Source organism: Novosphingobium sp. G106, from assembly GCF_019075875.1.
Classification (GTDB): domain Bacteria; phylum Pseudomonadota; class Alphaproteobacteria; order Sphingomonadales; family Sphingomonadaceae; genus Novosphingobium.
Genome location: NZ_JAHOOZ010000001.1, coordinates 947823 through 961191 on the forward strand (window position 1 = coordinate 947823; position 13369 = coordinate 961191).

Sequence of the window (13369 nt, forward strand, 5' to 3'; positions counted from 1 at the left end):
GGAATAGGAGCATATTTGTCCAATATTGCAAGTGGAGCGGCAGGCTTTCCCCAATCCCTTTTCGTGCAAGTCTTGATACGGGACGGGGCTCGTCCCTAATCTAGCATCATGGCCTATGCTCCTTTCGTGCCCCTGCGGGTCTTTTCCAGCTACACGATGCTCGACGGTGCGATCGACCCCAAGGCCATCGCCAAGCTGGCCAAGGAGCGCGGCTTCCCGGCGATCGGCCTCGCGGACCGCAACGGGCTCTATGCATCGACGGCTTTCGCCGGGGCTTGCAAGGATGTCGGCGTCCAGCCGATCGTCGGCACTTTCCTGGCGGTGGCGCGCGAGCAGGGCGGCACGATCGACTGGCTGGCGCTCTACGCACAGAACGAGACCGGCTGGAACAACCTCTGCCATCTGGTCAGCGGCTCGCATCTCGATCGGCCGGCGGAGCTGGACCCGCATGTCCTGCTGTCCGACCTGGAAGGCTACAGCGATGGGCTGATCGCACTGACCGGTGCGGGCGAAGGCGCGCTTGCGCGGCTCTATGCCGACAACAAGCCCGATGCTGCCGAAACCTATTGCGACCGGTTGCAGGCGCTGTTCGGCGACCGGCTCTATATCGAGGTCGCGCGCCGCGGCGATCCCGTCGAAGACGCCTCGGAAGAGAAGCTGATCGAACTCGCCTATGCGCGCGATCTGCCGCTGGTCGCGACTAATCCCGCGCAGTTTGCCGAGCCCGGCTTCCACGCCGCGCATGACGCGGCGCTGTGCATCGCCAATTCGACGCATATTGACGCCGCCGACCGGGCGCGGTCGAGCGGGGAATCCTGGGTGAAGCCGTCCGACATGATGGCCGAAGCCTTCGCCGACCTGCCCGAGGCCATAGCCAACACCCTGGTCGTCGCGCAGCGCTGCGCGGTCGCGCCGCCCAAACGCAAGCCGATCCTGCCCAGCCTTGCCGGCGACCAGGAAGGCGAGGCACGAGTCATGGCCGCGGATTCGCGCACAGGCCTCGTCGCGCGGCTCCAGGTCTATTATCCGCAGAACGTCTGGGCCGAGCTGCACGAGGCGCTGACCTGCCCGCCCGACGAGTTCGAAGGACGTAGCTTCCCGACGCTCGAAGCCGAAGGCCTTTGGGAAGAGATCCAAGCCTACAAGAATCGCGTCGAGTTCGAGATCTCGATCATCAATCGCATGGGCTTTGGCGGCTACTTCCTGATCGTTGCCGACTTCATCAAGTGGGCCAAGGATAACGGCATTCCGGTGGGCCCGGGCCGCGGATCGGGCGCGGGCTCGGTCGTCGCCTGGGCGCTGACGATCACCGACCTCGACCCGCTGAAGCTGGGCCTGCTGTTCGAGCGCTTTCTCAACCCGGAACGCGTGTCGATGCCCGACTTCGACATCGACTTCTGCGAAACCCGGCGCGGCGAGGTGATCCGCTACGTCCAGCGCAAGTACGGGAACGACCACGTCGCCCAGATCATCACCTTCGGCAAGATGAAGGCACGCGCGGTGCTGCGCGACTGTGGCCGCATCCTGCAGATGAGCTACGGCCAGGTCGATCGGCTCTGCAAGATGGTGCCCAACCATCCGACCGATCCCTGGACGCTGCCGCGCGCGCTCAACGGCGCGGCCGATTTCAAGCGCGAGTATGATACCGACGAGGAAGTCAGACGCCTGATCGACCTCGCGGTCCAGCTCGAGGGCCTGCCGCGTAACTCCTCGACCCATGCCGCAGGCGTCGTCATCGGCGACCGGCCTTTAGCGCAGCTCGTGCCGCTTTACCGCGATCCGCGCTCGGACATGCCGGTCACCCAGTTCGACATGAAATATGTCGAGGATTCGGGGCTGGTGAAGTTCGATTTCCTCGGGCTCAAGACGCTGTCGGTGCTGCGCAAGGCGGTCGACCTGTTGGCGCGGCGCTCGATCGAGATCGACCTTTCGTTGCTCCCCCTGGGACGACGCCATGGTCTACGAACTCTTGCAGCGCGGAGACACGGTAGGCGTGTTCCAGCTCGAATCCGAAGGCATGCGCCGCACGCTGGCGGCGGTGAAGCCGACCAATTTCGGCGACATCATCGCGCTCGTCTCGCTTTATCGTCCGGGCCCGATGGACAACATCCCGCTGTTCGGCCGGCGCAAGAATGGTGCGGAGGCGATCGAATACCCGCACGAAAAGCTCGAAGGCATCCTGTCCGAGACCTACGGTATCTTCGTCTACCAGGAACAGGTCATGCAGGCGGCGCAGGTGCTCGCCGGCTACTCGCTAGGCGACGCCGACCTGCTGCGCCGTGCCATGGGCAAGAAGGTCCAGGCCGAGATGGACGCGCAGCGCCAGCGCTTCGTCGACGGCTGTAAGGTCAACTCGGACATCGAGGCGAAGAAGGCCAACGAGCTGTTCGACTTGATCGACAAGTTCGCCGGCTACGGCTTCAACAAGTCGCACGCCGCGGCCTATGCGCTGCTTGCCTATCACACGGCCTGGTTGAAGACGCATTACCCGCACGAATTCTACGCCGCTTCGATGTGCTTCGACATGCATCAGTCGGAAAAGCTCGCGGTCTTCGTCGACGACATGCGCCGCGCCGGCCTCGCCATCGAAGGCCCCGACATGAATCGCTCCGAGGCCGAATTCACCGTCGAGCAGACCGAGCAAAGCTATGCCGTGCGCTATGCGCTCGCGGGCATCCGCAACGTCGGCGAGAAGGCGATGGAGCAGATCGTCGAGGAGCGAGAGAAGAACGGCAAGTTCGTCAGCCTCGACGACCTGTTCCGCCGTGCGCCGCCCGGCTCGATGAACCGCCGCCAGCTCGAAGGTCTGGCCGGTGCCGGCGCCTTCGACAGCCTCGAACCCAACCGCGCCAAGGTCATGGCCAACGCTGACACGCTGCTCGCCGAAGCCGACCGCTCGGCCCGGGAGCGGATGAGCGACCAGCACAGCCTGCTGGGCGGAAGCGATCACGAGCAGGCGCTGCGGCTGGTCGATACCGAGGCCTGGAGCCGCACCGATCAGATGGCCAAGGAGCGCGAGAACTTCGGCTTCTACTTCGCCGCGCACCCGGTCTCGCAGTACCGCGCCATCGCTTCGGCCAACGGCGCGCGCACCCATGCCAGCCTGATGTCGGGCGGCGTCGCCGGCGGTCGCCAGCAGGCGGTCATGGCGGCGATGGTGGAGAGCGTGAACAAGGGCAAGACGCGCAAGGGCAACGACTTCGTTCGCGCCGATTTCTCCGATTCGACCGGGCAGTTCTCCGCCGCCTGCTTCGAGGAAACGCTCGTCGACAACTTCGTGAAATGGGCGCGCGAGGGCACCTGCATCCTGCTGACCGTCGAACTCGACAGCCCGAGCCCCGAGGAACCGCCGCGCGTTACCGTGCGCGGCGCCCGGCCGCTGTCCGAGGTGAAGGACGCCACGCGGATGGTGCTGAGGCTCGACATCGACAGCATCGATGCCGTGCAGGAACTGGCGATGATGCTGGTGGAGGGCGTTCCCGACCGCGGCGAGGTGCAGGCCAACCTGCATCTCGGCGGCGATCAGGTGAAGCTCCTGCGGCTCGGCAAGGATTTCGTGCTCGACGGCGAACTGGTCGATCGTCTGGCCGAAATCGAGGGCATCGCCAACGTCTCGCTCACCCCTCAGCGCGGTGGCGGGCAACTGCGGTTGGTCGCCTAGCTCCGCAGGTCCTGATCGCGATTGCTTCGGTGGCCCGGCTTGCTCATGATCATGGGCGAGAACGCAGGCGCTTGGCCGGCTGAACGGGAGAGAGCGAATGGATCGCAAGCGCTACCGCGTCGCGCAATGGGGCACGGGCAACGTCGGGCTCTATGCGCTGCGGTCGATCATCGAACACCCTCGCTTCGACCTGGTCGGCTGCCGCGTCTATTCGGACGAGAAGGTGGGCCGGGATGCGGGCGAGCTTTGCGGACTGCCGCCGACGGGCGTGATAGCGACACAGGACATCGAGACGATCATCGCTGCGAAGCCCGATTGCGTCGTCTACATGGCCGACCGGTCCGAAATGGACGTGCTGGAACGTCTGCTTGCTTTGGGCATCAACGTCGCCACTGCGCGCTTCGAGTTCAACAACCGTTCGAGCATGCCGGATGAACTGCGCCAGCGTTTCGAGGCCGCCTGCGAGAAGGGCAAGGCCTCGATCTATTGCAGCGGGTCCACGCCCGGCTGGTTCACCGAGGTCATGCCGCTGGTGCTGTCGGCGATGCAGCGGCGCTACGAGTGCATTACGTTGACCGATTATGCCGACATGGCATCGCGCAATTCGCCGGACATGCTGTTCAACGTGCTGCCCTTCGGCCGCGACCCCGCGACGGTCGATCCCGGCGCCGGCGGCACCAATGTCAGCAGCCCGCCGACGATCAGCATGGTTGCCGCGGCATTGGGGCTACCCGTCGACGAGGTCCGGACGCGGCGCGAATTCGCTGTCGCACGCGAAACGTTCACGATCCCTGCGGGCACCGTGCAGAAGGGTGCGATTGCCGCGATGCGCATGGCGATCGAAGGCGTGCGCGGCGGTAAGGTCGTAACGCGGCGCTATTCGATCTGGTATCTGACCCGCGACATCGAGCCCGCCTGGGACCTGCGCGACACCGGCCTGCACTACCGCGTCGAAGGCGACCTGCCGCTCGACGTTATGTTCACGATCCCCGTTTCGGCCGAGGACTATCCGAAGGTCTCGCCGGCCCTGACGGCGAATCCGGTGGTCAACGCCGTGCCCTATGTCGTCGATGCGCCGCCGGGCATCCTGCAGACCGACGAACTGCCGATCGTCGTCGGCAAATTCGCCTAGCGGCTCGCGCGCCCGGGACTGGCGGGAATCTCCGGATTTGCTAAGGTGTTACCCTTTGCAAGCCAGGGGATCGGCGCGGGATGAGCATTCTGGGTGCCATGCAGGACTGGGAACTGCGCGTTTCGCTCCTGCTCGATCACGCCGCGCGCGAGCATGGCACACGCGAGATCGTCACCCAATGGGCCGACGGCAGCCAGAGCCGCACGACCTGGGCCAATGTTCGCGTCGATGCCCTGAAGATGGTACAGGCGCTCCAGCGCCTCGGCATCAAGCCGGGTGATCGGGTCGCCACGCTGGCGATGAACCACGGCCGCCATCTCGTCGCCTGGTACGGTGTGACGGGGGCCGGAGGTGTGCTCCACACGATCAACCCGCGGCTGTTCGACGACCAGCTCGAATACATCGCCAACCACGCCGAAGATCGCATCCTCATTTACGACGCGTCGTTCCAGCCGATCGTCGACCGCATGCGTGACCGCTGGAAGACGATCGAGCACTACATCTGCTTCGACTCTCCGGAGCATGCCCCGCATTTCGAGGACTGGATCGGCGCCGAAGATGGAAATGCCGAATGGGCCGGCGGCACCGAACGCGATCCGGTCATGCTCTGCTACACCAGCGGCACCACCGGCAATCCCAAGGGCGTGCTGTTCGAGCATCGCTCGAACATGCTGCACACCTATGCCGCCTTGATGCCGCAGTGCCTCGATCTCGATGCGCGCTGCACGGTGCTTCCCGTAGTACCGATGTTCCATGCCAATAATTGGGGCTTTCCCTGGGCCGCGGCCGCGGTTGGCGCCAAGCTCGTCTATTGCGCGAATAACGATGCAGCGAACCTGTGTCGGCTGATCTATGATGAAGGTGTCAATTACCTGGCCGGCGTTCCGACGGTCTGGCTCGCGGTGATCCAGTACTGCGAGGCGACCGGCCAGCCGCTCCCGCCGCTGACCAAGGCGCTCACGGGTGGTTCCGCCATGCCGCGTGCGATCATCGAGCGGCTGATGAAGGACGGCATCCGCATTGCCCACGCCTGGGGCATGACCGAGACTTCGCCGATCGCCACGATCGCCTTCGAGCCCGCCGATTTCGATGATCTGCCCTTCGAGGAGCAGGTCTCGATCAAGGCGAAGCAGGGCAAGGCGCTGTTCGGCATCGAACTGCGCACCGTCGATCTCGACGATCCCACCAAGGTCCTGCCGCGCGACGGCGTAAGTTCGGGCTCGCTGCAAGTGCGGGGACCCTGGACGATCAAGCGCTACTTCAAGGCGGAATACGATGCCGCGCCTGATCCCGACCAGTGGTTTGACACCGGCGACGTCGCCACGATCCATCCCGATGGCACCTTGCAACTCACCGACCGGACCAAGGACGTGATCAAGTCCGGCGGCGAGTGGATCAGCTCGGTCGAATTGGAAAACTGCGCCGTCGCACATCCAGCGGTGGCCGAGGCTGCGGCGATCGGGATCTATCACTCGAAATGGGACGAGCGGCCGATTCTCGTCGTGGTGAAGCGGCCCGGCATGGAGGTCACCGGCGATGAGCTGCGCGCGTTGCTCGCGGGCAAGGTCGCCAAATGGTGGCTTCCGGACGCGATCGAATTCGTCGACGCGATCCCGCACACCGGCACTGGCAAGATCAGCAAGAAGGACCTGCGCGAGCAGTTTCGCGACTACCGCCTGGAGGGATGACTTCCGCATTCCGGGTGCTATCATCCTGACGAAATCAGGGTGAGGAGAGCGCCGTGGAACTCGCGATCGATACATCGCTGCCTGTGCTGCCAGTCGAGACGCCCGCGTTTTCGGTCGACCCCAACCCATTCCTCGCCGCCGCCCGGGCGGAACATCCATGGCTGGCGCGCTTCTCGCAAGGTTATGTCGTTCATGGCTACCAGGCCTGCGCCGACATGCTCGCCGACGACAAGAACATGATCTGCGGCTTCGGTCCGATCATCGACTATTACGGCGTCCGCGGGACGATGTGGGCGCGGTTCATGGAAGAGATCGTCATCTCGCAGCATGGCCCCACGCACACCCGCCTGCGCGCAGCCGTGGCCCACGCCTTCACCCCGCGCCGCGCCAACCAGGAACGCGAGATGATGCAGCGGGTGATCACCGAACTGCTCGACGAATGGGCGCCGCGCGGAGAGTTCGACTTCGCCGAGTTCGCCTCCTATTTCCCGGTGACGGTGATGTGCGGCCTGCTCGGCGTCTCGGCTGAGCCGATCCCGCGCATGCGCACCGCGCTGGAGAACCAGCTCACTTCCCTGACGCTCGATCCCGCGGCGAAGCCGCTGTTCATGGCCGGCTGGGATGTGCTCTGGGAATTCGCCGACACGCTCGTCAGCGAGCGTGAGGCGAGTGGTGCCTACGATGAGGACTCGCTGCTCGACGCGATCATAGCCGCGAAGAAACAGGGCGATTTAGACGAGGTCGAGGCGCGCTTCATGGTGCTGACCGTCGCCGTCGCAGGCTACGACACCTCGAAGAACCAGCTTTCGATGACGATGAAGCTGCTGCTCGATCGTCCGGAGCTTTACCAGCGTTGCGCCGAGGACGCGGCGTTCTGCCGCAAGGTCACCGAGGAATCGCTGCGCCATTCGGCCATCGCGACGCCCTACCGCGAGGCCGCGCAGGACTTCACCTATGGCAACTTTCAGTTCCGCAAGGGCGACACGATCGTCCTTGCCCCGCCGCTGGCCAATCGCGATCCTGCGGTCTTTGCCGCGCCGAGCGCTTTCGATCCCGACCGCGAGAATGCCGGCCGCAATGTCGCCTTCGGGCGCGGTCCGCATATCTGCATCGGCCAGTTCATCGCGCGCAATCAGTTACAGGAAGGGCTGCACCTGATCGCCAAGCGCTTGCGCAATCCGCGGCTCGCCGGCGAGGTCGAATGGAGACCGTTCCTCGGCGCCTGGGGGCTCAAGCAGCTTCCCATTGCATTCGATGCCGCATGAGCTGGTTCGATGAGGTCCCGGCCGAAGTCGTCCGGCTGATCCGCACGCGCTACGTCGCCGAATTCGCTACGGTGACTGCCGCCGATGTGCCGCTCAACACGCCGCTCGTGCCATTCGAAAGCGCCGATCTCGCGACGATCGATAGCGCCACGGGCCTCGCCTATCCGGTCAAGGCCGACCGCGCACGGCGCGACCCCAAGGTCGGCATGCTGTTCGAGGGTAGGGCGGACGAGCCCGTGGTGTCGCTCTCGGGCATGGCCGGGGTGAAGGACCGCGATCTCCAGGCCAATCTCGAACGCTATCTCGCCGAGCAGATCCTGACGCGCTCGATCGGCCCCGAGTTCATCGACTACGAGACGATTACCCGGCGTGCGATCTGGTACTTCACCCGGATCATCACATGCGTGGCCCCGGCGGTGATCCGTTGGTGGGACAGTCCGGCCGGCATGGATGGCCCGCCCCATGAATGGCGCGCGCCGGCAGGCAGCGTTTGGCCGCAGTCCGATCCGGCGCCGAGAGGGGCGGGGAGCAAGGCCTCGTGGCCGCTGCCCGACTGGCGCGAGCTTGCCAAGGGGGCGCTCGCGCGGGGTGCTGCAGCACATCTGACTCTGCTGGACGGCGAGGGCTATCCGCTGCCGATCCGTGCTCGGGCGATTGTACTGGACGAATCCGGCTTCCGCCTCGCCCTGCCGCGCTGGCTGCCCTGGTCGCAGGGCAAGGCCACGGTCAGCTTCCAGGGTCTGGAGACTTTCATCGGCGAAGCGCAGGCCGGTGATGGCACGGCGCTGTTCCGTGCCGAAAGGGCGCTGCCGATTCACCCGCTGCTCGTCGGCGGGCCGTTGCAGCCTGACGAGGCGACCAAGGCGGCATTGCTGGAACGGATCGCCTATGAGCTCGACCGCCGCGGCCTGGCATTGCCGGTGATGCCGCCCCAGCCGCCCGAGCCCACCGCTGGAGCGAGGCTTCGGGCCGAAGCTGCGCTTGCCTTCGACCTCGAGGCGCCACCCTCCTGAGCGTGTCCCAAAGTTGCACAGCAGCCCGCAACCGTCTTATGGAGTTCGGGCATCGGGAGTAGCATTGGTCGATCGCGTGATGGGAAGAAGGCTCATGCCCAAGCATTTTGCAGTTCTGCTGGCGGGCGCCGCGGGGCTTTTTGGCGCAGGTTCAGCTTTCGCGGCCCCGGCTGGCCCCGAATGGCACACCACGACCGTGGCGCTGCCCGACGGCTCGCAGGCGGAAATCCGCTATGTCGGCGATGTCCCGCCGCAGGTGACCGTCTCGATGCCGGTCGTCCAGAAGCGGCATGCCCAGGCCGATGAAGTCCCGGACAAGGTGGACGGTGTCGATGGCGGCATTCCGCGCGCTCGGCGGATCATTCAGGCGCGGCCCAACCCGCCGCCGCCGCAGGCTACCCTGCCGCAACTCGTCGTTTCTGGCGGTGCGCCCGAGGGCAGTACTTACGAATATACGCTGATCACCACCGGCACCGACGGCAAGGTCTGTGCGCAGCGGACCGAGTGGACGTCGCGCGGCCGTGGCAAGGACCCCCAGGTGCGGCGCGACGATACGGGCGAGGGTTGTGCTTCCGCTGCGCCTTCGCCCGAGCCTGCCCCCTCGGCACCCGTTCCAGCACCGCCCGCGCCGGATCACAAGCCGATCAGGATCGACCCGGACGCGATCTGAGCCGCGTCAGGCTACGGTGCGATCCTGGCGTATGGTGGCCGTGACGACGCGGTCGCGACCCAGCGCCTTGGCACGGTAGACCGCCGCATCGGCCGTCTGCATCAGGCGGTCGAAGGGGCAATGATCGGGCGCGGTGGCGAGGCCGATCGACGCCGTGACCGGACCCAGTTCGCCGGTATGATGCGGGACCACCAGGGCGCCGATCTGCAGGCGGATATCCTCGGCGCGCGCGGCGGCTTGCTCGGCGCCGATGCCGGGCATGACGATCAGGAACTCCTCGCCGCCATAGCGGAAGGCATGGCCTTGCTCGCGGGTGGCGTGCTTCAGCGCCGCTCCGACCTCGCGCAGCACGGCGTCGCCGGCCTCGTGGCCGAAGGCGTCATTGAAGCGCTTGAAGTGATCGATGTCGATCATCAGGCAGGAGATCGGCAGGCCCAGCCGCTGTGCCTCGGCAAGCTGCGCCCCGATCATGCTGTCGAGCTGCCGCCGGTTGGCGAGCCCGGTGAGCGGGTCGGCCATGGCCATGTCGCGCAGCGTGTCGCGCAGGCGCAGGTTGGCCAGGGCCAGGCTGACGTTCTCCGCCAGCATGTTGAGATAGACCTCGGGCGTCGCGCGTCCGGTTCCGGGGCTTGGTTCGAAATAGAGCAGGCCCAGCGTCTTGCGGTGCGCGGTCAGCGGCAGGCAGAGCGTGTCGGGAATGGCGCCTGCGACGTGATCCAGATGATCGCAGGGGACGTCGACATTTTCGCCCGAAGGGCGATGGGGAAGGCCGCGGCGCAGGGCCCAGCACGACAGCGTCGAGAATTCCGGCGTCGAATGCCGGGGCTCGAGCCAGCTGCAGCTCTCGACCACCGCATTGCGCGTCTGGTCGACGAGATAGAGCCTGCCCGCCAGTTCGGGCGCGATTTCGGGGACGAAGCGCTGCACCACTTCGCGCAGGTCGCCAAGGGTGTCGCAGCCCTGCATGCGCTGGGTCATGCGCGAGAGCAGGTCGCGGACCTCGCGGTCGGCGTTGCGTTCTTCTTCGAGCCGCTGGCGCTCCAGGCCGTTCTCGCGGAACACGCGGATCGCCTGGGCCATGTCGCCGATCTCGTCGATCTCGCCATAGGCCGGCGGTTCGACTGCGAAATCCTGCGCGGCGAGGCGATTGACCACGTCGCTGAGCCGGACCACCGGCCGCAGCACGCGGCGCTTGAAGATGAAGTAGAGCACGCAGAGGAACAGCAGGCCGGTGATGCCGAGCACGATCTCGGAGGTCGTCCGCCAGAGCTGCGCCAGCCGGGTGGCTTCGGCTATCTCGGCATCGGTGCGCCTGTCGAGCTGATCCTGGAAGCGCTCGACCATCGAGCCGGCGCGGTCGAGTTCGCGCTCGTACTCGCCGCCGAACAGGATCTGGCGGGCCTTGGCTTCGTCGCCGTTCTGGTGCGCCGCGATCGCCGCTTCCTGCTCGTCGCGCAGCGAATCCGCCCAGTGCAGGGCATCCTTGAGCAGCGCAATCTCCTGCGGCTTGGCGCCGGCATCGCGGATATGGCCGACGCGCTCCTCGATCGACCGCAGTGAAGCGGCGTCGCGCTTGTAGAGGATAGCGTAGGTTTCATCGCCGGTGTTCAGGTATTGCCGTGCATGATCGGTCAGCCGCTCGACATCCTTGTCGAGGTTCTCGGTCGCCTGATCGAGGCGATAGCGTTGGGCGACCGCCTCCCGTTCGTCGCTTTGCGCGCCCGATGCCAGCAGCATCGTCGTGCCAGAAACGAGAGTCAGCGCGACGGTCGCGCCATAGGCCCAGTTGGTGATCGTCGCCAAACGCATGATCTATCCACCTAAGCCGCGAACGATGCCGTTTGGTTAATGGCGGCATCAGCAATTGATCTAGGGTCTCTACCAGTCAGAGCAGGTCCAGCTGCCCATGTGGCGAGGGCCGACGAAACTGGCTGATATCGAGTTCGAGCTTCGACCTGTTGATATCCAGCCGCTTGCAGGCGAGGCGGAAGCGCGTGCGGAACAGGTCTGCCCAGACGCCGGTGGGCTTCATCCGCGAGAAGAAATCGGGATCGTTGTCGCGCCCGTCTCGGATCGACTGGACGATGTGCATGACCTTCGCGGCGCGATCCGGATAGTGGACGCCCAGCCATTCGCGGAACAGCGGCGCCACCTCGTGCGGCAGGCGCAGCATGATCCAGCTGGCCGAGCGTACCCCGCGACCTGCCGCCTCGGAGAGGATCGCTTCCATGAATTCGTCGGTGATCGAAGGGATCACCGGTGCGATCGAGACATGGGCGGGGACACCCGCCGCGGCCAGTTGGCCCAGAGCCTCGAGCCGCTTGACCGGCGCCGAGGCACGCGGTTCGAGCAGGCCCGACAGCTTCGGGTCGAGGCTGGTCACCGAGACGCCGACCGCGATCAGCCTGTGCCGGGCCATTTCGGCCAGCAGGTCGATGTCGCGCGTGACCCGCGCCGACTTGGTGGTAATCGTCACCGGATGGCGCACTTCCAGGCAGATTTCGAGGATTTCACGCGTGATCCGATAGGTCGCCTCGATCGGCTGGTAGGGATCGGTATTGGTGCCCATCGCGATCGGTGCGGGCTTGTAGCCGCGCTTGGCCAAGGTCTCGCGCAGCAGCCTGGCAGCATCGGGCTTGGCGAAGAGCTTGGTCTCGAAATCGATCCCGGGCGAAAGGTCGTGATAGGCGTGGGTCGGCCGGGCGAAGCAGTAGATGCAGCCGTGCTCGCAGCCGCGATAGGCGTTGATCGAGCGGTCGAACATGATGTCCGGTGACTTGTTGAAGGTGACGATCGTCTTGGAGTGTTCCTCGGTGACCGTGGTGCGCAGCTTGGGACCGGGACCGTCGATATCCTCGCGCGCGTCGAGCCAGTCGCCGTCCGCCTCGCGCGTAGCCAGGCCGAAGCGGGTGGGCACCGCGCCCGATTGGGCGCCGCGGCCGTGGATGACGGGACCGGGACTCATTGTCGAATGGGAACATATTAAGAACAAAATTGCAAGGCCGGGCAATTCCCGGGGTTGTGCCCGACGCCCGCCTTATCTATCGCGCCAAGCCGACCCAGACAGGAAGCACCCATGGCGAATCTCAAGCTGAACCTGACCGAGGACGAGGTCGAAATCCTCGTCGATGCGCTCGAAGCCGATATGGAAGGCTATATCGAGGCCGCCAAGGAAGCCCGCGGCAACACGCGGCGCGAGGAAGTTAAGACCTTCACCGAAGCCGCCGAGCGCATCGGGGAACTGCTCAAGAAGGTCCAGGCGCTGCTAGGCGACTGAGCCAGTGGCCAGAGCCGACCGCCTCGAACGTCTTGATACCCGCCGCGGCGAACTCGAAGCCGAATACCAGGAAGTGCTGATCGCGGCGCTGCGCAAGGCGGCGGCCGGGTCGTGGGGCCTGTTCGATCACAACCCCGACAAGACGGCGCGCGCCGCCTGGAAGGCCACGGTCACCGACCTCTGCGACCGCGGCCAGGAAATCGACGAGATGCGCGAGACGCTGGGACTGGAGCCCTTTGCGCTGCACGCGGAATTCGAGGCGTCGCGCGGGCCGGTTTCGGCCACGGCCCCGGGTGAGCCGAAGCAGGCGCGCGCCTGGTTGGATCGGCTAGGGGCGGGGACATAGCCGTCACCGGTCGTTCTGCTTTCAGGGCGACTCAGCAGGTTACACAAGTTACACGGTGTCACCCACCGGAATTGATATTAATTCTAGCACAATCAATGCCTTGCATACCTTGGACAGGGTGATGCTCTTGAGGGGGTAGTTTTTTCTCGACGTGTCAAAGAGCGAAAACAGCAACCGCGCGTCGCGAAGGATGGCAAAGCTGGGACAAGTAGGAAAATGCTTTGTTTCCTGCTGAACCTATCCGTCAGTCTCAATTTCTTGCCCATTCGTGTCATCGCGCTGAATTCCGGGGCGGGACGCTCTATCTCCTGATCAGC

9 protein-coding genes and 1 pseudogene are annotated in these 13369 nt (G+C 65.3%); 8 read left to right on the plus strand and 2 right to left on the minus strand.

What is annotated here, in order from left to right:
• Positions 1-108 precede the first annotated feature (108 nt).
• The 6 genes and pseudogenes from dnaE to KRR38_RS04475 all read left to right on the plus strand — a co-directional run bounded on the left by dnaE (position 109) and on the right by KRR38_RS04475 (position 9429).
• Positions 109-3661 (plus strand): annotated as a pseudogene (gene dnaE, locus KRR38_RS04450) (DNA polymerase III subunit alpha).
• 97 nt (positions 3662-3758) lie between these two features.
• Positions 3759-4793 carry a dihydrodipicolinate reductase gene (locus KRR38_RS04455; protein ID WP_217399004.1) on the plus strand — a complete coding sequence of 345 codons (1035 nt, stop codon included), beginning with the start codon at positions 3759-3761 and terminating at the stop codon, positions 4791-4793.
• A gap of 80 nt (positions 4794-4873) precedes the next feature.
• The gene (locus tag KRR38_RS04460; protein WP_254514642.1) at positions 4874-6481 is read left to right on the plus strand and encodes a long-chain fatty acid--CoA ligase; all 1608 of its coding nucleotides are present in this window, start codon (positions 4874-4876) and stop codon (positions 6479-6481) included.
• Positions 6482-6534: 53 nt separating this feature from the next.
• Positions 6535-7746 carry a cytochrome P450 gene (locus KRR38_RS37310; protein WP_217399006.1) on the plus strand — a complete coding sequence of 404 codons (1212 nt, stop codon included), beginning with the start codon at positions 6535-6537 and terminating at the stop codon, positions 7744-7746.
• Positions 7743-8759, plus strand: a complete 1017-nt coding sequence (locus KRR38_RS04470) for a hypothetical protein (RefSeq protein ID WP_217399008.1) — start codon at positions 7743-7745, stop codon at positions 8757-8759. The genes KRR38_RS37310 and KRR38_RS04470 overlap by 4 nt, the downstream gene beginning before the upstream one ends.
• Before the next feature lie 94 nt (positions 8760-8853).
• Positions 8854-9429, plus strand: coding sequence for a hypothetical protein (locus tag KRR38_RS04475; RefSeq protein ID WP_217399010.1), 576 nt, complete (start codon positions 8854-8856; stop codon positions 9427-9429).
• Between the two features lie 6 nt (positions 9430-9435).
• On the opposite strand, the gene KRR38_RS04480 is transcribed toward KRR38_RS04475, so the two are convergent.
• Both KRR38_RS04480 and KRR38_RS04485 read right to left on the minus strand, forming a co-directional pair.
• Positions 9436-11238, minus strand: a complete 1803-nt coding sequence (locus tag KRR38_RS04480) for a diguanylate cyclase (RefSeq protein WP_217399012.1) — start codon at positions 11236-11238, stop codon at positions 9436-9438.
• 76 nt (positions 11239-11314) lie between these two features.
• A complete protein-coding gene (locus KRR38_RS04485; protein WP_217399014.1) occupies positions 11315-12394 on the minus strand; it encodes a PA0069 family radical SAM protein in 1080 nt (359 codons plus the stop codon).
• A gap of 111 nt (positions 12395-12505) precedes the next feature.
• Here KRR38_RS04485 and KRR38_RS04490 point away from each other — a divergent pair, with 111 nt between their 5' ends.
• Together KRR38_RS04490 and KRR38_RS04495 are read left to right on the plus strand one after the other, a co-directional pair.
• Positions 12506-12706 carry a hypothetical protein gene (locus tag KRR38_RS04490; RefSeq protein WP_217399016.1) on the plus strand — a complete coding sequence of 67 codons (201 nt, stop codon included), beginning with the start codon at positions 12506-12508 and terminating at the stop codon, positions 12704-12706.
• Between the two features lie 4 nt (positions 12707-12710).
• Positions 12711-13052, plus strand: a complete 342-nt coding sequence (locus KRR38_RS04495) for a hypothetical protein (protein ID WP_217399018.1) — start codon at positions 12711-12713, stop codon at positions 13050-13052.
• The last annotated feature ends 317 nt before the right edge of the window (positions 13053-13369 follow it).